This is a genomic window from Kytococcus sp. Marseille-QA3725, assembly GCF_054950055.1.
The window spans coordinates 282,868-300,753 of the sequence record NZ_JBUCLA010000001.1 but is presented as its reverse complement, the minus strand read 5'-3'; the positions used below and the strand labels follow the sequence as shown (position 1 = coordinate 300,753).

General features: G+C 73.6%; 14 protein-coding genes and 1 tRNA gene. 4 read left to right on the top strand and 11 right to left on the bottom strand.

The window, feature by feature from the left end; all coding sequences use genetic code 11:
* On the top strand, positions 1-549 hold the full coding sequence (locus tag ACY8FT_RS01430; protein ID WP_462417169.1) for a hypothetical protein: 549 nt from the start codon (positions 1-3) through the stop codon (positions 547-549).
* 101 nt (positions 550-650) lie between these two features.
* On the opposite strand, the gene ACY8FT_RS01425 is transcribed toward ACY8FT_RS01430, so the two are convergent.
* The 5 genes from ACY8FT_RS01425 to ACY8FT_RS01405 form a co-directional block, all read right to left on the bottom strand.
* Positions 651-2,090: a M16 family metallopeptidase gene (locus ACY8FT_RS01425; RefSeq protein WP_462417168.1), complete on the bottom strand. Its 1,440-nt coding sequence runs from the start codon at positions 2,088-2,090 to the stop codon at positions 651-653.
* Positions 2,087-3,373 (bottom strand): M16 family metallopeptidase, encoded by a 1,287-nt coding sequence (locus ACY8FT_RS01420; protein WP_462417167.1) that lies wholly within the window; start codon positions 3,371-3,373, stop codon positions 2,087-2,089. Before ACY8FT_RS01420 ends, ACY8FT_RS01425 begins: the two co-directional genes overlap by 4 nt.
* 94 nt (positions 3,374-3,467) lie before the next feature.
* A complete protein-coding gene (locus ACY8FT_RS01415) occupies positions 3,468-4,838 on the bottom strand; it encodes an NAD(P)/FAD-dependent oxidoreductase (protein WP_462417166.1) in 1,371 nt (456 codons plus the stop codon).
* Positions 4,839-5,034: 196 nt separating this feature from the next.
* Positions 5,035-5,111, bottom strand: a tRNA-Met gene (locus tag ACY8FT_RS01410).
* Between the two features lie 63 nt (positions 5,112-5,174).
* Positions 5,175-8,138 carry a UPF0182 family membrane protein gene (locus ACY8FT_RS01405; RefSeq protein ID WP_462417165.1) on the bottom strand — a complete coding sequence of 988 codons (2,964 nt, stop codon included), beginning with the start codon at positions 8,136-8,138 and terminating at the stop codon, positions 5,175-5,177.
* 99 nt (positions 8,139-8,237) lie between these two features.
* On the opposite strand from ACY8FT_RS01405, the gene ACY8FT_RS01400 reads away from it, so the two are divergent.
* The gene (locus tag ACY8FT_RS01400) at positions 8,238-8,744 is read left to right on the top strand and encodes a PPA1309 family protein (protein WP_462417164.1); all 507 of its coding nucleotides are present in this window, start codon (positions 8,238-8,240) and stop codon (positions 8,742-8,744) included.
* Between the two features lie 15 nt (positions 8,745-8,759).
* On the opposite strand, the gene ACY8FT_RS01395 is transcribed toward ACY8FT_RS01400, so the two are convergent.
* Positions 8,760-9,875, bottom strand: a complete 1,116-nt coding sequence (locus tag ACY8FT_RS01395) for a YlbL family protein (RefSeq protein ID WP_462417163.1) — start codon at positions 9,873-9,875, stop codon at positions 8,760-8,762.
* A gap of 83 nt (positions 9,876-9,958) precedes the next feature.
* On the opposite strand from ACY8FT_RS01395, the gene ACY8FT_RS01390 reads away from it, so the two are divergent.
* Positions 9,959-11,686: a zinc-dependent metalloprotease gene (locus ACY8FT_RS01390; RefSeq protein ID WP_462417162.1), complete on the top strand. Its 1,728-nt coding sequence runs from the start codon at positions 9,959-9,961 to the stop codon at positions 11,684-11,686.
* Positions 11,687-11,713: 27 nt separating this feature from the next.
* On the opposite strand, the gene ACY8FT_RS01385 is transcribed toward ACY8FT_RS01390, so the two are convergent.
* Both ACY8FT_RS01385 and ACY8FT_RS01380 read right to left on the bottom strand, forming a co-directional pair.
* Positions 11,714-12,268 (bottom strand): M48 metallopeptidase family protein, encoded by a 555-nt coding sequence (locus tag ACY8FT_RS01385; protein ID WP_462417161.1) that lies wholly within the window; start codon positions 12,266-12,268, stop codon positions 11,714-11,716.
* Positions 12,265-13,107, bottom strand: coding sequence for an enoyl-CoA hydratase/isomerase family protein (locus ACY8FT_RS01380; RefSeq protein WP_462417160.1), 843 nt, complete (start codon positions 13,105-13,107; stop codon positions 12,265-12,267). Before ACY8FT_RS01380 ends, ACY8FT_RS01385 begins: the two co-directional genes overlap by 4 nt.
* A gap of 103 nt (positions 13,108-13,210) precedes the next feature.
* On the opposite strand from ACY8FT_RS01380, the gene ACY8FT_RS01375 reads away from it, so the two are divergent.
* Entirely contained in the window at positions 13,211-14,209 is a 999-nt protein-coding gene (locus ACY8FT_RS01375) for a hypothetical protein (protein ID WP_462417159.1), read from the top strand.
* A gap of 9 nt (positions 14,210-14,218) precedes the next feature.
* On the opposite strand, the gene ACY8FT_RS01370 is transcribed toward ACY8FT_RS01375, so the two are convergent.
* From ACY8FT_RS01370 to nudC, 3 genes are all read right to left on the bottom strand, one after another.
* Entirely contained in the window at positions 14,219-14,512 is a 294-nt protein-coding gene (locus ACY8FT_RS01370) for a WhiB family transcriptional regulator (protein WP_462417158.1), read from the bottom strand.
* Positions 14,513-14,993: 481 nt separating this feature from the next.
* Positions 14,994-17,117, bottom strand: a complete 2,124-nt coding sequence (locus ACY8FT_RS01365; RefSeq protein WP_462417157.1) for an ATP-dependent DNA helicase UvrD2 — start codon at positions 17,115-17,117, stop codon at positions 14,994-14,996.
* The gene (gene nudC / locus ACY8FT_RS01360) at positions 17,110-17,886 is read right to left on the bottom strand and encodes an NAD(+) diphosphatase (protein WP_462417156.1); all 777 of its coding nucleotides are present in this window, start codon (positions 17,884-17,886) and stop codon (positions 17,110-17,112) included. Before nudC ends, ACY8FT_RS01365 begins: the two co-directional genes overlap by 8 nt.

Here is a 17,886-nt window from a genome sequence, read left to right as displayed (position 1 = left end):
ATGGCGAACGCACTGTCCGTCGACGGCACCATCCTGACCTTCCCGGCCGCGTGGGACCTGCTGGCGTTCGACGACACCCCGGAGTACTCCGACGCCAGGGGATTCGGCATCAAGGGCTGTGACGTGGTGGCCATCGACGGAGACGATCTCTGGCTCATCGAGGTGAAGGACTACACCTACCCCGGCGCCCGCCCACCGCAAGACCTCCCCGACGAGATCGTCCGCAAGGTCATCGGAACCATGGGTCTGCTGGCACTCTGGAGTCGCGCACCAGAGGTCTCGGACCGGATGGGTTTCGGCCGCAGGGCCATGGCCTGTTCCTCCATCAGGATCGCACTGCACGTCGAGTTCCCTGACAAGGGCCGTGGCCGGGCGCTCCTCATGAAGCCGCTCAGTGACCAGAAGGATCGGCTGGTGACCAAGGCCCGCAAGCCCCTGCGGGTGCATAAGCATGACGTCGTGGTCACGTCGTCACTGGCACCTGCCCCCGGTGCGCCCTGGACGGGTCGCCGGGACCCGGATACCCGCGAGCGCCACCTACCTACCTGACGCTCTGACCGGCAAGCCTGCGGTCACCCTGACCCGCAGCTCCGCAACCCACGACGGCTTCGAGGAAGACACCAACGCCGCTCCTCCTGACGGTGCCCGGCTCAGACGCCGGGCGCCGGCAGCACCCGCGTGTGGGGCGTGAGGCCGTCCAGGCCCGCGCCCCACACGGCGTGGTCGCCCACGAGCACCATCACCCAGCGGCCGCCGGACCACCGGCGCCAGGCGCGCGTCATGGCCGCGGCGTCCACCTCGGCCAGCTCGGCCAGGGTGCGCGTGGTGAACTCCGGCGAGAGACCGTCGAGCCCGAGCACCGCGGCCTCGTGGGCCACCACCTGGCCGGTCGCGTAGCGCATGGGGGCGGTGAGCAGCGCGAAGTCGCGGGCCGCCACCGCATCCGCCTCCTCGATGCCGGCGTCCACTCCCCGCAGCAGGCGCACGAGTTCGTGCACGGCCTCGGCGGTGGCCTCGGTGGTGAAGCTGCCGGAGACCATGAACTCGCCCCGCCCGGCCCTCGGACGGAAGGCCGCACGCATGCCGTAGGTCCAGCCCTTCTCCTCGCGGAGCACCTCGTCGAGCAACGAGGTGGGCGAGGCACCCACGTGGACCGCCAGCGGCGCGTAGGGGGCGTATCCGCCCTCGACGTGGCGGGTGGGGCCGATCCAGCCCAGGCGCACCTCGGTCTGGGCGGCGCCACGGCGCTCGATGACGAGCAGCTCCAGCGGGGCGTCGTCGGCCCCTCCCGTCCCCGGTGCCGAGGCGGCAGCGGACGCGGGCGTGGTGGCGCCCGGTGCCGTGCCGGTCACGGACAGTTCCCCCGCCGGCTCCTCCCACCCGGCCACGGCCTCACGCCAGGGGTCCACCAGGTGCTCCTGCACGGCCGCGACCACCTCGGAGGCCCCCACCGGCCCGGCCACGACCACCTGCGCACCGGCGGGGCGCACCCACGCGCGGTGGTGGGCCACCACGTCGGAGCGGGTCACGGCCTGCACGGTCTCGGCCGATCCCGCCCCCGGACGCCCGGCCCGGGCCTCGGGGCCGTGGAGCAGCGCCGCGAACTCCCGCGCCGCCCGCACCGCTGGGGTGTTCATCTCCTGCGCGATGTCGAACAGCCGGCCCCGGACCTCCCGGGCCACGGCGGCCTCGGGGAAGGTGGGGCGGGCCAGCAGCTCGGTCACCAGGTCCAGCCCGTCCGTCAGGTGCTCGGGAGTCATCTCCAGGCTCACCACGAGCCCGAGCTCGGTGGAGCTGATGCCCAGGTCCACGCCCGCCCGCTCGAAGGCACGGGCCAGCTCGTCGGCCGAGTGGTCCTGCGTCCCCTCCTCGAGGGTCGCCGCCACGATGACGCCGATGCCCTCGAGCTCCCGCGGCTCGGCGGCCCACGGCATGGGCAGGGTGATCTCGACGCAGACGACCGGCTGACCCGGCATCTCGAAGACCCGCACCGAGCGGGCCCCGTCGAGCTCGTGGACGGTGGAGTCGGGGTGGGCCCACGGGCGCGGGGTCTCGACCCCGGGGGCGGTGGTGCGGTCCGGCGTGCTCATCGCGTCTCCTCCTGCGGCTCGAAGACCAGCACCTCGAAGGCGCCGGGCTGCCACCACCTCTCGGCGGCGGCCTGCACCTGCTCGGTGGTCACGCCGCGCACCTCGTCCAACCACTCCCAGGCCCGGGGGGCTCCCCCGCGCAGGCTGGCGAAGTGCCCGAGGACGTCGGCCCGCTGGTCCACGTGGGCCAGGCTGGAGAGCCAGGCGCGCTCGCTGTCGGCGATGACGGTGCTGACGTCGTCGGCGGACACGCCCTCCTGCGCGACGCGCCCCAGCTCCTCCACGATGGTGGCGGCCACCGCCCGCGGGTCGTGCCCGTCGGCCACGTCGGCGACCACGAACCCCGGGGAGACCCCGGCGGCCGAGCCGAGGACGTGCCCGGAGACTCCGTGGACGGACTCCTCGCGACGCAGCATCCGCGCCGAGAGGCGGGAGGAGGCCAGGCCGGCCACGACGTCCATGCCCATGGCCAGTGGCAGGTGGTCGGCGTCCTCCTCCCCCGGTGCGCGGAAGGCCACGTGCACCCGGGTGGAGGGAACGCCGTCGGGCACGTGGGTGAAGCGCGGACCGTCACCGGTGAGCGGCCCGAGAGGCGCCTGTGGCGGGGTCTGCGGCGGCTCGGCAGGGGCCTGCCAGTCGCCGAACCAGTGGGCCACCCGCTCCATCGCGTGCTCGGGGTCGACGTCGCCCACCAGCGTGAGGACGGTCGTGTCCGGCCGGTAGTGGCGGGTGTGGAAGGCGTGCGCGTCGGCCAGCGAGGCCGCCGCGAGGTCGTCCATGGAACCGATCGTCGGGTGGTGGTACGGGTGCCCGGCCGGGAAGAGCGCCGCCTGCATGCAGTGGAAGGCGCTGCCGTAGGGCTGGTTGTCGTAGCGCTGGCGCTTCTCCTCCACGACGACCGCGCGCTGGTTGTCCAGCGTCGACTGGCCCAGCGCCTCGCGCAGCAGCAGGTGGCGGTCGGACTCCAGCCAGAGCGCCAGGTCCAGCGCGCCGGAGGGCAGCGTCTCGAAGTAGTTGGTGCGGTCCAGGGCCGTCGTCGCGTTGGCCGAGCCGCCGACCTCCATGAGCCGTGCGAAGTGCTCCCCGGTGGCCACGTTCGCCGACCCCTGGAACATGAGGTGCTCGAAGAGGTGCGCGAACCCGGTGTGCCCCGGCTCCTCGTGCCCGGACCCGACCCTCACCCACAGGTTGACGGCGACCACCGGGGCGGTTCGGTCGGGTTGCACGACCACGCGCAGGCCATTGGGCAGGGTGCGTTCGACCAGGGGGAGCTCCACGGGCATGCGCGCCACCCTACGTCGCAACCCGACGCCCTCCGCACAGGCATCCGGTGGGAGGGCGTCGGGACTGCTCGAACGCGTCGCCGCGCGGGCGGGGTCAGCCGCGGGCGCGCTCGCCGAGGTGGGTGCTCGGCGCCTGGTGGGAGGTGATCTCCTTGACCTCCGGCGACGGGGCGCCGATGGCGTCGGTGACCCACGCCTTCAGGGCCATCGCACGGTTGCGCAGACCCGGCAGGTAGGCCAGGTGGATGCCCAGCCACATCAGCCAGGCCGGGACGCGGGTGAGCTCGATCTTCTTGTCAGCACCCAGGTAACCCACGGCCTTGGCGCGCGCGATCACGGCGAAGGAGCCCTTGTCGTGGTACTGGTACGGCTCGGTGGTCTCCAGGCCCACGGTGCGGCGGCCGATGGTCTCCCCGGCGTGCGCACCGGACTGCATGGCGTTCTGCGCCACGCCCGGGGCGCCCTCGAGCTTGATCATGTCGCCGACGAAGAAGATCTCCGGGTGGCCCGGCAGGGTCAGGTCCTGCTGCACCTCGACGCGGCCGGCACGGTCGGTGGCGGCACCGGCCTTGTCGGCGACGACCTTGCCGATCGGGGCGGCCTGCACACCGGCGGCCCAGATCTTGGTGCCGGCCTCCACACGCTCGGGCTCCTGGCCCTTCACGGTGAGGGTGATCGAGTCGGCGTCCACGTCGGTGGCCATGGTGTTCAGGCGCACCTCGACGCCCAGGTCCTCCAGCTGCTGCTGCGCGGAGGCGCCGAGCTTCTCGGAGAAGGGCGGCATGACCTGGCCCAGCCCCTCGACCAGCATCAGGCGGGCCTGGGTGGTGTCGATGTGCTGGTACTGGTCGGTCAGGGTGCGGTTGCAGATCTCCGCGAGCTGGCCGATGAGCTCCAGACCGGTCGGGCCGGCGCCGACGACGACGAAGGTGAGGGCCTTGCGGGCGTCCTCCATGCGGCCCTCGGCGGCGGCGGTCTCCGCGCGGTCGAAGGAGTCGAAGATCAGCGAGCGCAGATAGAGGGCGTCCTCGACCGTCTTCATGCCGGGGGCGAACTCGGCGAAGTGGTCGTTGCCGAAGTAGGACTGGCCGGCACCGGCGGCGAAGACCACGTCGTCGTAGGAGTAGCGGGCCTCGGCGCCGTCGATGGTGGCGATGACGGCCTTGCCCTCGACGTCGATGTCGGTGACCGCGGCCTGGACGACCGTCACGTTGTCCTGACCCGAGAGCACCTCGCCGATGGCGGGGGCGACCTCGTGCTCGGTGATCAGACCGGTGGCGACCTGGTACAGCATCGGCACGAAGAGGAAGCTGTCGGTCTTGCTGATGAGCGTGATGTCGACGTTCGCGTCGGCCAGTGCCGTGGCGGTGGCGATGCCACCGAAACCGGAACCGACGATCACGACGCGGCGACGACCGGTCGAGGCCGCGGGCGCGGCAGTGTTCTGGGCGGACTGAACGGACACGTGGGTCTCCTCGGTGAATCGCGGACGAGCAGGGTGAACCGCGATGGTTCGCACCCAACCGTACCCACTCGGGACACCGTGTACCCCATCAGTGCCGCCGGAGCGGGACCCGGGGGTGGACGACCCCTCCCCGAGCACGTCTCCGGACACGAAAAAGCCCACCGCCCCGAGATGTTCTCTCGAGACGGTGGGCACTTGGTAGCGGGGACAGGATTTGAACCTGTGACCTCCGGGTTATGAGCCCGGCGAGCTACCGAACTGCTCCACCCCGCGTCGGCAGAGACATACATTACGGGACAGGGGACCTCCATGCAAGCCCGCGGCGTGAGACGCGCATCACTCCTGCGGTTCCGGGGCCTCAGCGGAGGGATCCACAGTCACCCGGCCGCCCTCCGGGGAGGCCTTCGTGGCGCGCTCGATGGCGTCGCGCAGCTTCTCCTGGGCCTTGCCGTAGGCCGCGAAGTCGCCCTCCTCCAGGGCCTCGTCGGCCTCCTTCATCGCGTCCTCGGCGTCCTGCAGGGCCTCGGCGAGCGCCTTCTCGTCCGTGGCTCCGGAGGAGTCGTCACCCTTCCCGTCACCGCTCTGGCCGCCGTCGCCGTCACCCTTGCCGTCGCCGGACCCCCCGTCCTGCGAGAAGAGCTGCTCCAGGGCCGAGTCCAGGGTGTCGCCCCAGGCCAGCTCGTTGCCGAAGGCGACCACCACGAGCCGCAACAGCGGGTAGCTCGAGTCCCCCGTGGAGCGCACGTAGATGGGCTCCACGTAGAGCACACCACCGCCGACCGGCAGCGTGAGCTGGTTGCCGAACTCGACGTCCGACCCCCGCTGCTGGTTCAGCGAGAGGAACTGCGACAGCGTCTGCGAGAAGTCCTTCGAGGAGGTGTTCGACGAGGTCAGGTCGTTCTGCACCTGCCCCGGACCGGGCACGCTGGTCTCCCGCGGCAGCTCCAGCATGCGCAGGTCCCCGTAGCCGTCGCGCGGGGTGCCGGCCTGCGAGCCCGCATCGGCGTCGACGGCCAGGAAGCCCGAGAGCACCTCCCGCTCACCGACCGGCTTGAAGGTGCTGGTCAGTGAGAAGCGCGGCTCCTCCTGCCCCGGCATCTGCACGCCCAGGTAGTAGGGCGGCTGCTGCACCCGCTCGTCGTCCTGCGTCGGGTCCGGCGGCACGCGCCAGAAGTCCTGCCCGCCGAAGAAGGCCCCGGCCGAGGTCACGTGGTAGCGCTGCAGCATCTCCCGCTGCGCCTTGAACAGGTCCTGCGGGTAGCGCAGGTGGGACATGAGCTCGCCGCTGATCTCCGAGCGCGGCTTGACCGTTCCCGGGAAGGCCTTGCGCCAGGCCTTCAGCATCGGGTCCTCCTCGTCCCAGGCGTAGAGGGTGACCGAGCCGTCGTAGGCGTCCACCGTGGCCTTCACCGAGTTGCGCAGGTAGTTCGCCCGACCGCTGGCGGTGGCAAGGTTGGAGTTCTGCGCCGTCGCGCCGTCGGCGGTGGCCTGCTCGAGATTGGTCGTCTCCGAGTAGGGGTAGTCGGTGGAGGTCGTGTACCCGTCCACCACCCAGACGATGCGGCCGTCCACCACGGTCGGGAAGGCGTCGCCGTCCAGGGTCAGCCAGGGCGCCACGCGCTCGACCCGCTCCCGCGGGGTCCGGTGGTCCAGCAGGCGCGACTCGCTGTTGAACGCGTCGGCGAGCAGGAAGTTCCCCTCGCCGTAGGTGATGGCGTAGGCCAGCCGGTTGAACCAGTTGCCCACCGGCACGCCGCCGGAGCCGTCGTAGGTGGTGTTGCGCTGCCCCGTGTCCGAGCCGTCGGGGTGGTCGAGCTCACGCGGCTCCGCCCCCTCCGGGGCGCCGACGATCGAGTACTCCGGCGAGAACTCGCCGAAGTAGACGCGCGGTTCGTAGTCCTCACCGCCGAGCTCCTGGGTGGGCGGGATGTTCTGCTCGGTGAACACCGGCTCGCCCTTGGCGGACTTCTCCGAGGAGTCCGCGGCCACCATGCCGAAGCCGTGGGTGAACACGGTGTGGTCGTTCACCCAGTTGCGCTGCGAGGCGGGCAGGCCGTCCAGGTCCAGCTCGCGCACGGCCACGACGTGCTCCTCGGGCTCGCCGTCGACCTCGTAGCGGTCGACGTCCAGCGCCTCGGGGAACTGGTAGTAGTTCCGGATGCCCTGCAGCTGCTTGACGGTGCGGCTGATGACCGCCGGGTCCATGAGGCGCACACCGGGGATCGACTCCCGGTCCTGCGCCAGCGCGTCCTCGGTGGCCGCGGTGCGCGCGTCGTAGGGCACGACCTCGACGTCCTCGATGCCGTAGGCCGCGCGGGTGGCGTCGATGCCGCGCTGGATGTACGGCGCCTCGCGGGAGGCGGCCGACGGGTCGACGAGGAAGCGCTGCAGCAGCGCCGGGTAGATGCCCAGCCCCACCAGCGAGGTGACCACCAGCACCGCCAGGCCGGCCACCGGGAGCTTCCAGACGCGCCGCCGCGCCGACCAGAGCACCACCCCGGCCAGCAGTACGGCCGTCAGGGCCAGGATCGCCAGCATCGGCAGGCGGGCGTGCACGTCGGTGTACCCCGGCCCGGCGGTGCGCGGCCCCATCACGGTGGTGAGCTCCCAGCGGCCCACCAGCAGGTCGAGCCCCTTGGTGACCAGGGCGGCGGCGACCAGGGCGCCGATCTGCAGGGCGGCGGCCGGGGTGACGTGGTGCCCGTCCGCGTGCCGGCGGACCGACAGCGCACCGGCCAGGTAGTGGGTGGTCACGCTCCCCACGAGCGCGATGAGCAGCACCGCCAGCAGCAGGTCGACCACGATGCCGAGCAGGGGGACGGTGAAGAGGTAGAAGCCGATGTCGTGCCCGAACTGCGGGTCCACCTCGCCGAACGGCTCGCGGTGCCACCACAGCATCGCCTCGCGCCAGGCGCTGGCGGAGGCCAGCCCGATGAACAGACCCACCAGGGTCGGGATGCCGAGCATGAGCAGGCGGCGCGACCCGGCGACCTGCTGCCGGTACTTCTCAACCGGGTCGAAGGGGGCCATCTCGGGGTCGCGGGCCGGGCGCGAGCGGTACGCCGCCCGCAGGGCGCCGGCCACCACCAGCCAGCTGGCGGCGAAGCCGAGGACGAACAGTCCCCCGGCCCAGAGCGCCACCCGCCAGTAGACCCCCTGGTGGTCGACCGAGCGGTACCAGAGCAGGTCCGTCCAGAAGCCAGCCCCGAGGGAGACCGCGACCACCAGCGCCAGGATCGCGCCCAGGACGGCCAGGAGCCGCCGGGGTCCGCGGCGCAGGGTGGGGACCGGAGACGCCATCGCAGGCCGTCCTTCGCGACAGGAGGGGGCAGGTGGGGCCTCAGGGTAGGACACGTCACATCCGCGCCCACCGCCCGGGCGGTGCGGGAGACTGGGGGCGTGGAAACGACGCAGAGCAGCACCCCGTCCCCCGATGCCGAGGGGCCCGGCGCCCCGCCGAGCGACCTGCTCGTCGTGGCCCGCGAGACCGAGCAGCACGTGGCCGCCGACGGTTGGGGCCAGCCGGACCGGGCGTTCGCCCTGGTGCCGACCACCGACCTGGTGGCCGCCGAGCCCTCCCTGGCCGACGCCCTGGCCGACGCGGGCGCCCTGACCGCCGTGGAGCAGGAGCTGCCCGCCGGCACCGACCTGACGGACTACCTGGGCCACCTCGCCTGGCCGGGGACCGTGACCGGGTGCGCCCTCGCGGTGGAGCGGCGCCGGGCCGCACCGGACGCCACCGAGGGTGAGACCGAGGCCGTGCGGCTGCTGGTGGCCGCGCACCGATCCGGCGAGCGACTGACGCTGGTGCGCCTGCAGCAGCACGACAGCGACGACTCGGTGGCCCTCGCCCACGACGTGGCCGACGAGCTCGAGATGGCGCTGGCCGCCAGCCTCCAGGACTGAGGCGCCGGGGACCGCTCAGCCGCGGTCGAGCTCCTGCTCGCAGGTGGGCAGGTCGTCGGCGCGGTCGTCGGCGATGGCCTCCACCGCGCGACGCGCCTCCTGGAAGTCCGTGACCGCGATGGCGCGCATGCCCTTGGGCACGTGGCCGACCACCTGCTCGCAGTTGTCGTCCGGGGCGAGGAACCAGGTGGCCCCGGCCTCGCGGGCGCCGGCCATCTTCTGCTCGATGCCGTCGATCGGCCCCACCTGCCCCTTGGAGTCGATGGTGCCGGTGCCGGCGATGTCCTCTCCCCCGGTCAGGGCCCCCTCGGTGAGCTTGTCGTAGATGCCCAGCGCCAGCATCATCCCGGCCGAGGGACCACCGACCGAGCCGGCCTCGACCGTCACGTCGACCGGGCTCTCGGCGACCGTGGTGAGCGCCACGCCGACCACGGTGCGGCCGTCGATGCGCTCGGTGGGCACGGTCACCGAGCGGCGGGAGCCGTCCCGCTCGATGCCCAGGCGCACCGACTCCCCCGCCTCGACCGCGCGGATGCGCTGCTGGACCTGCTCGACGGACCCGGTCCGGTGACCGTCCACGGAGCGCACGACGTCCTCGACCTCGAGCCTGCCGGCGGCCGGGGCGTCCTCGAGCACCTGCGCGACGACGATCTCCTCGGTCACCTTCACGCCCGCCGCGCGGAGCGCGACCGTCGAGGCACCGGACTGCGACCCGACCATCTGCGCGGTGCTCCGCTGGTCCACCTGCTCCTGGGTGACCTCCTCGGGGAAGACCTTCGAGCGCGGCAGGATCTCGTCCCGGCCGCCCAAGTAGGACATGCCCACGTCCCACCAGCTCACTTCGTGCCCCGGCCCGCCGTACATGCCGATGGTGGTCATGCGCAGGGAGCCCTCGGTCGGGTGGGTGTCGTGACCGGAGATGCTCAGCACCGGGGCGTCGCCCGGCCCCTCGTCGGACAGGACGTCGTAGGCGCGGCCTGGCTTGAACAGGACGTAGGGGGCGGTGATGAGATTGGCTGCCAGGACCGCCAGCACCAGCAGCAGGGCGGCGAGCATCGTGAGGATCGCCGACCGGGGACGCCGAGCGCGTCGAGCGGGAACCCGGCGGGCGGTGTCGTGGCCGGAGGTCATTGCGACATCATCGCACCGGGGTGACCGCGGGAAGGTCCGGCGGCCGTCGAGTGTTCACCCCTCACCACGACCGGGAGGTAACGATGAGCCAGGACCACCTGCCCCAGGACGACTCGGGCGCCGAGGACGAGCACCCGACCGGGGGCACGGGCGGCAACGAGCCCGAACGGACCGAGGGCACGCCGTCGGCCGGTGGGACCGGGGACTCCGGGAGCACCGGGGGCTCGGCGGGTACCGGGGACGCCACGGGCACGCCGGGTGACCCGTCGGGCGAGGACCCCATGAAGGACATGCTGCGGCAGTTCCTGGGCGACGCGGTCGACTCCCCGGAGGTGGACGAGATGCTCTCCGCCCTGGGGCTGGGCGGCGCCGCCGCACCGGGTGGTGCCGCGGGCGGCGCGGCGGGGGCGGCCGGTGCGGCCGACAACCCGATGGCCGCGATGATGACGAACAACCCGGCTGCCTTCGGCGCCATGCAGGCCCAGCTGCAGGCGATGTTCTCCGGCGGCGACGAGGCGGTGAACGCCCAGCTGGCCACCGACGTCGCCCGCCGCGCCGCGGCCCAGGGCGGCGACGCGACCGTGAGCGACGCCTCGCAGCGGGACGTGGAGCAGGTGGGCAACGTGGCCTCGCTGTGGCTGGACGCGGTCACCGACTTCTCCGCGCTCGACGGCACGGCCCGCGTCGTGAGCCGGGCCGAGTGGGTGGAGACCACGCTGCCGGCCTGGGTGGAGGCCCTGACCCCGCTGGCCGAGGGCGTGAACGAGGCGGTCGCCTCGTCGCTGACCGACCGACTGGGTGACGACCCGGAGGCCCTGCAGTCGCAGCTGCCGCCCGGCATGGCCCTGCCCGGCGGCATGGACATCAACGCGATCATGGGGCAGATGGCGCCGATGATGCGCCAGATGTCCAGCTCGATGTTCTCCCTGCAGCTCGGCCAGGCGGCCGGTGCGCTGAGCCACGAGGTGGTCTCCGGCACCGACGTCGGTCTGCCCCTGGTGCCCGACGAGGAGGTGCTCATGCTGCCGGAGAACGTCCGGGCCTTCGCCGACGGGCTGGAGATCGACCCGGCCGAGGTGATGCTCTTCCTAACCGTCCGCGAGAGCGCCCGCCAGCGCCTGTACGCCGGTGCGCCGTGGGTGCGCAGCCAGGTGCTCGAGGCCGTGCGCGCCTACGGGGCGGACATGCGGCTGGACACCGAGGGCATCGAGTCGAAGCTCTCCTCGGTGGACCCGACCGACCCGGAGGCGATGCAGTCCGCGCTGGCCGGCGGGCTGTTCCACCCCGAGCCGAGCGACGCCCAGAAGGCCGCCCTGACGCGCCTGGAGACCTGGCTGGCCCTCGTGGAGGGCTGGGTGGACGTGGTGACCGACCGGGCCACCCGGGGCACGCTGCCGAACGCCGACGCCCTGGCCGAGGTGGTCCGGCGCCGCCGTGCCACGCAGGGCCCGGCGGAGAAGACCTTCTCCGGCCTGGTCGGCCTGGAGCTGCGGCCGCGCCGTCTGCGTGACGCCGCCAACCTGTTCGCCGCCATGGAGGACCGCCACGGGGCCTCCGCGCGCGACGCGGTGTGGGACCACCCCGACATCGCGCCGGACGCGGGCGCGCTGGACGACGTGCTCGGGTACGTCGAGGCGTGGGGCCGCAACGAGCCCGGTGAGGCGACCGGCACCGACTTCGACGCCGAGCTGGCCAAGCTGCTCGAGGACGCCGCCGGCGACGGGGCCTCGGGCACGGGCTCTCCCGAGGACCCGGAGGGCCCCGCCCCCGAGGACGGGTCGGACGGCTCTTCCGGGTCCCCGCAGGGCTGACCCCGCTCCACCCCCGGCGCTGCCCGGTCAGGGCCGCGGGTGGGCCCAGCCGTGCGAGACGCCGTCGAGGAAGGCCATGGCCTCGGCGTAGCGCGGGTAGCGCTCGACCCACGCCCGGAAGGCCGGGCCGTGCCCGCGCTCGAGCAGGTGGGCCAGCTCGTGCACGATCACCGCGTCGACGACCCACTCGGGCATGTCCTGCAGGCTGTCGCTCAGCCGGATGGTGCCGCGGCCGCTGGTGCACGAACCCCACCGTGAGTGCTGGTTGGCGACCCACCGGATGTCGGTGGGCACGGCCAGCCCGTCGAGGTAGAGCTCACCGAGACGCCGCGTCCGCGCGAGCAGCAGGTCCACGTCCGAGGCGTTGCGCCGCTTGCGCAGCACCTTCTGCACGAGCTCGTCCACCGCCCGGGCCTCGGTCTCCGGCGGCATGCCGGCCGGCACCGCGACCGCCACCCTGCCGTCCTGCCAGCGCGCGGACAGTGTCTTGCGGCGCCGCGGGCTGCGGGTGATGACGACCTCCGGGTCCTCCCGCACCCCGTCCCACGGCTGCTCCCCCGTCTCCTGCCCCCGCTGGCTCATCGGCCGGTGAACTCCGGGACCCTGCGCTTGGCGGCCGCGGCGATGCCCTCGGCGAGGTCCGCGGTGGTGAGCGTGACGCCTTGGGCCAGCGCCTCCCACTGCAGCGCATCAGCCTGCGAGCGGTGGCCGCCCTCGCGCAGCGCCACCGTCGTGAGCCGGGCCGCCTGCGGGGCGGTGTCCGCCACGGCACGGGCCATCTCGAGGGCCTCCGGAAGCACCTGCTCGGCCTCGACGGCCCGCGAGGCCATACCGAGCCCGACGGCCTCGGAGCCCTTGACCTTCCGGCCGGTGAGCAGCATGTCGCGCGCCACCGGGAGGCCCACGGCCTGCGGCAGCAGCCAGGTGGAGGCCATGCCCGGGTGCAGACCCAGGGCCGTGAAGGGCATGGCGAGCGTCGCCGCCTCGGAGACGACCCGCAGGTCGCAGGCCAGGGCGATGGCCAGACCCGCCCCGATCGCGTGACCGTTCACCGCGGCGATGGTGGGCACCTCGAGCTGCCCGACGGACAGCCACGTGGCGTAGAAGCGCGCCATGCGCTCCCGGAGGGCCGTGGCCGACGCGTCCGGCTCGGAGACGATCCAGTCGAGCTGACCGCCGGCGCAGAAGGCCGACCCGCGGCCGGTGACGACCACGGCGCGCAGGGCGTCACGCTCCCGCAGCCGGGCCACGGCCTGCGCCCAGGAGTCGGTCATCTCCTCGCTCATGGCGTTGCGCTTGTCCGGCAGCGCCAGTTCGACGACGGCGATCTCCCCGCGCCCGTTGGGCAGCAGGTGGAGGGCCAGGTCGGGCAGCTCGGTGGTCTCGACGTCGGGTCCCGGGAGGCTGATCGGCTCGTTCATGGGCTGAACGCTAGCCCGCGGCGGGGACACCCCTGTCCTCCCGCTCCGAAGGGCTGTGGACGAACCAGCGGGGCCGGTGCCCGGAGGCTGTCAGGGTGCGGCCATGACCGAACTCGTGAGGCTCCCGCACAGCCTGCGTCCCGTGTTGCGTCCCGACGGCGTCGTCCAGCTGGGCAGCCCGCCGGGACGCTCGGTGGAGGTGCCCGGGCTGTCCCACCCCGAGTACGCCTACCTGTGCTCGCTGCTGGCCCCGGCATCCGAACGGAGCGACCGGGCGGCGCTGGAGGACGCCGGGCTGGAGCCGGACCAGCGGGCGCGCCTCGTGGCCCGGCTGCGCGAGCTCGACGCGGTGGTGGACGTCTCTGACCCGCCCCGCGCACGGGCGATGTGCGGGCGACGCCGCGACCGGCTGCGGCAGGCCGTGCAGAGCCTGCAGGCGGCGGGCGGCACCGGTGGGTGGGCGACCGTCGAGGCGCGCGACCGGGCCACCGTGGTGGTGGACACCGGTCCCCCGTGGGCGGGCACGGAGTCCGTCGGCGAGGTGGCCCGGGGGCTCGTCGAGCGCCTCACCGACGGCGGGGTGGGGCAGGTGCTCGGGCCCGACCGCGCGGCCCGGTGGTGGCACCTCCTGGGGGACCACGGATCCCCGTGCGCCGCGGACCTCGTGGTGCCGGTGCTGCCCGCCCGCACGGACGCGATCGGGCTGCGGCGGCTCGTCGGCGCCCGCATCCCCCACCTGCCCGTGCTGGTGACACCCGGATGGGTGGGGATCGGCCCCGCGGTCCGGCCCGGCCGCGCGTGCCTGGAGTGCGTGGCCCGCCACGAGATGCGCCCCGAGGAGCTGGCGGCGGAGTACCTGGACCGGTCGACGGAGGCGCCGCGCCCCGACCCGCGGCCACCGGTGGGGCGGGCCCCGGCCGATCTGGTCGACTGGGCGATCAGCTGGGGCAGCCGCACGGTGCTGTGGCTGCTGGACGGGGCCGGTGAGCCGGAGGAGGGACCGGCACGCGTGAGCGCGCTGGCCCACTCCCCCGTGCCGGCCGTGCAGCGTTTCGGGGTGCACCCGGAGTGCTGGTGCACAGGGGTTGCACCGGCACCCTGAGGCGGCGGGTCACGCCGCGACGGGGTGCTTGCGGGGCCGCCCACGAGGACGCTTGCGGGCGAGCACGCGGCCGGCCTCGACGAGCTCGCCGCCCCAGACGCCCCACGGCTCGCGCCGTTCCAGGGCACCCTCCAGGCAGAGGGCACGGACGGGGCAGTCGCGGCACAGCGTCTTGGCGTGCTCGACGCCTGCGGGGGTGGCGGCGAACCAGGTGTCGGGGTCGTGCTGGAGGCAGGGCAGGCTGCCGCCGGCCTCGAGGGCGGTGTCGAGGAGGGTCTGGTGGTGTTCTGCCAGGGCTGACATGCCTGGGAGTTCCTTCCGGGTCCATGCGGGTGCAGGGGCCCACGGCGGCGACCGGGAGGCCGGTGCGACGGCGGTGCGGTGCGGCGTGGGCGGGACCGTGCGCTGGGCACGGTGCCGGGGGCGTGGATCCGCGGGGCGGATCACACGGGGTGGGGGTCCGGTGGTGGCTCGCGCCTCGTCAGGCGGCGGCGCGGACCGAGGCGGAGTGGTCGCGCGTGAGGCCGACGGGGGTCGGGGCCACGACCGGACGCAGGACGACGGCCACGGCGTTCAGTGTGTTGTTCACGGTTCTCACTCCTTTCCTCGATCGCGGACACGGACCCACCCGGCAGGGCGCGACACAGCGCCCCGGAAGGTGTGCGATCACAGTAGACAGCCCCCGTGAGAGGGGGCAAACCCTTTTTCATCCGCCCCGGTCATCGTGACCGATCCGAGACCCTCACGCCCGGTCGGCGACCCGGCCCACGGCGCGGACCGGGCCTCAGGACCCGGCGTCGACGAGCTCCTGCGCGACCTCCTGCGGGTCCTCCCCGCCGAGCACCCGCATGACCGACGGCCCGAAGCGCTCGAGCTTGGCCCGCCCGACGCCCGGCACTCCCGCGAGGTCGGCCACCTCCGAGGGGTCCGCCGTGGCGATCCCCTCCAGCGTGGCGTCGGTGAAGATGACGAACGCCGGCTTGGACAGCCCCAGCGAGAGCGCCTTGCGCCAGGCCTTGAGCGCCTCGAAGGTCTCCACGTCGTACTCCGGCGGGCAGTCCGCGCAGCGCCCCACCTTGGCCTGGGTGGCGTTCTCCAGCGGCTCCCCGCACTGGCGGCAGAACGCCGGACGGCGACGGGTGCGCCCGCGCCCGCCACCGCTGCTCTCGACGGCGCGCTGCGGCACGGCCTCGTCGCCGAGGAACTCTGCGGCACCGGCCAGGAAGCGCGACGGCTCGCGCTGTCCGCGCGACCCCGGACGCCCGCGGGCCCGGGTGAGGAGCAGCCGGTCCCGGGCACGCGTGATGCCGACGTAGGCCAGCCGGCGCTCCTCGGCCACGGCCTCGCCGGTGCGCGCCAGCGAGATGGGCAGCAGCCCCTCCGAGCAGCCGATGACGAAGACCACCGGCCACTCCAGCCCCTTGGCGGCGTGCAGCGAGGCGAGGGTGACGCCGTCCATGGCCGGGGCGTGTTGCTCGGCCGCGCGGCGGTCGAGCTCGGCCACCAGGTCCACCATCCGGGCCTCGGGCGAGGCGGCCGCGAGGTCCTCGGCCACCGTGAGCAGCGCCTGCAGGGACTCCCAGCGCTCCCGCTGGGCACCGCTGGAGGCCGGGGGCTCGTGCGTCCACCCCGCACCCGAGAGCACGTCCGCGGTCAGCCGCACCAGCGGCACCTCGCCGTCGTCCGAGCGGACCGCTCCGCGCAGCAGCACGATGCCGGCGCGCACCTCCTGCCGCGCGAAGAAGCGCTCTCCGCCGCGCACCAGGTACGGCAGGCCGGCCCGTGCCAGGGCGGTCTCCACGGCCTCCGACTGACCGTTGGTGCGGAAGAGCACGGCCACGTCCCCGGGAGTCACGTCCTCCTGCTCGGTGAGCTCGCGGATGCGGCCGGCCACCCAGGTGGCCTCCGCCTCCTCGTCGGCGTGCACCGACAGTTCGGGGGCCGGACCGGCGGGACGCTGCGCGTGCAGTTCCACCCGGCCGCCGGCCGACCGCGGGTCGGCCGCGATGACCGCGTTGGCCACCTGCAGGATCTGCGGGGTGGAGCGGTAGTTGCGGTGCAGCACCACCGAGGTGACGTCCGGGTGGCGGCTCGGGAAGTCCAGCAGGTGGCGCGGCGTGGCCCCTGTGAAGCTGTAGATGGTCTGTGCGGCGTCACCCACCACGCACACGTCGTGCCGCTCCCCGGTCCACGCCTCCAGCAGCGCCTGCTGCACGGCGTTGACGTCCTGGTACTCGTCCACCACGAAGTGTCGGTACTGGCTGCGCACCGTCCGGGCCACGTCCTCGCGCTCGCGCAGGATGCCCAGCATGGAGAGCAGGACGTCCTCGAAGTCCATGACACCCCGGTCGCTGGCGACCTCCCCGTAGACCTCCAGGACACGGGCCATCGCGGAGGCGTCCAGCCCACCGACCTCACGCTCCTGCCGCCGGGCCTCGGCCGCGTAGGTGGCCGGGGTGAGCAGGCTGACCTTGGCCCACTCCACCTCGGCGGCCAGGTCACGAACGGTCGCCCGGTCGACCTGGAGCCGGAGCCGTGCGGCCGCCTCGGCCACCAGCGGCGCCTTGGAGCTGATGATCTGGGGCGGGGGGCCGCCCACCACCTGCGGGTGGAAGAACTGCAGCTGGCGCAGGGCCGCCGAGTGGAAGGTACGGGCCTGGACGCCGGGCACCCCGAGCTCTCGCAGGCGCGTGCGCATCTCCCCGGCCGCGCGCGCCGTGAAGGTCACCGCCAGGAGCTGCTGGGCCGGGAACGCCCCGGAGTGCACCCCGTAGGCGATGCGGTGCGTGATCGCCCGGGTCTTGCCCGTCCCAGCACCGGCGAGCACCCGCATGGCCCCCACCGGGTGGGCCGCGACGCGGCGCTGCTCGGGATCGAGGCCCTCCAGGAGCCGCTCGGGGTCAGCCACGCACGGACCCCCGGATCTCCTCGACCACCGGCAGCGGACCGCCGTACCAGCGCTCGATGAGCTGCCGGGCGATGGAGATCGGACCCGGCAACCCCACCTCCTGAGCCCGCAGCGCGGCCGCGAGCTCCTCCCGTGAGAACCAGTGCGCCTCGGCGATCTCGTCGTGCTCCAGCGCCTCGGGTGCGATGGTGTCCGGCTGCGCACCGGTCCGCGCGGTGAAGGCCACCATGAGGCTCGCTGGGAAGGGCCAGGGCTGCGAACCCACGTAGCGGACCGACTCCACGCTGACGCTCACCTCCTCCTGCACCTCCCGGGCCACCGCGGCCTCCAGGGACTCACCGGGCTCCACGAAACCCGCGAGCACCGACAACCTCCCCTCGGGCCAGGACGGGCCCCGGGCCAGCAGAAGCCGGTCCCGGTCGTCGACCACCGCCATGATCACCGCGGTGTCCGTCCGCGGGAAGTGCTGCCGGCCGTCCGGTGCCCGCCGCACCCAGCCGCTGGCCGTCACCTCCGTCGGCTCCCCCGTCTCCGGGGAGTACCGGTGCCTCGTGTGCCACCGGGCGAGGGCCACAGCCGCCAGTGCAGCGTCACGATCTTCCTCCCCCAGCCCGGCCCCCACCACCTTGAGGTCCTGCCACGAAGCCCCCGCAGGAAGGTCCACGGAGTCCTCGTCCTCCACCACGACCGCCGCCAACGGACCATCCTGGGCCTGGCCTAGAAAGACCTCGATGCCGTCAGTCTCCCCGTCTCCGTCGAGATCGGGCAC

Excerpts from the sequence above, each read along its gene's own strand:
- ACY8FT_RS01430 (WP_462417169.1), top strand. The coding sequence starts at position 1 with ATGGCGAACGCACTGTCCGTCGACGGCACCATCCTGACCTTCCCGGCC.
- ACY8FT_RS01425 (WP_462417168.1), bottom strand. The coding sequence starts at position 2,090 with ATGAGCACGCCGGACCGCACCACCGCCCCCGGGGTCGAGACCCCGCGC.
- ACY8FT_RS01420 (WP_462417167.1), bottom strand. The coding sequence starts at position 3,373 with ATGCCCGTGGAGCTCCCCCTGGTCGAACGCACCCTGCCCAATGGCCTG.
- ACY8FT_RS01405 (WP_462417165.1), bottom strand. The coding sequence starts at position 8,138 with ATGGCGTCTCCGGTCCCCACCCTGCGCCGCGGACCCCGGCGGCTCCTG.
- ACY8FT_RS01395 (WP_462417163.1), bottom strand. The coding sequence starts at position 9,875 with ATGACCTCCGGCCACGACACCGCCCGCCGGGTTCCCGCTCGACGCGCT.
- ACY8FT_RS01390 (WP_462417162.1), top strand. The coding sequence starts at position 9,959 with ATGAGCCAGGACCACCTGCCCCAGGACGACTCGGGCGCCGAGGACGAG.
- ACY8FT_RS01385 (WP_462417161.1), bottom strand. The coding sequence starts at position 12,268 with ATGAGCCAGCGGGGGCAGGAGACGGGGGAGCAGCCGTGGGACGGGGTG.
- ACY8FT_RS01380 (WP_462417160.1), bottom strand. The coding sequence starts at position 13,107 with ATGAACGAGCCGATCAGCCTCCCGGGACCCGACGTCGAGACCACCGAG.
- ACY8FT_RS01375 (WP_462417159.1), top strand. The coding sequence starts at position 13,211 with ATGACCGAACTCGTGAGGCTCCCGCACAGCCTGCGTCCCGTGTTGCGT.
- ACY8FT_RS01370 (WP_462417158.1), bottom strand. The coding sequence starts at position 14,512 with ATGTCAGCCCTGGCAGAACACCACCAGACCCTCCTCGACACCGCCCTC.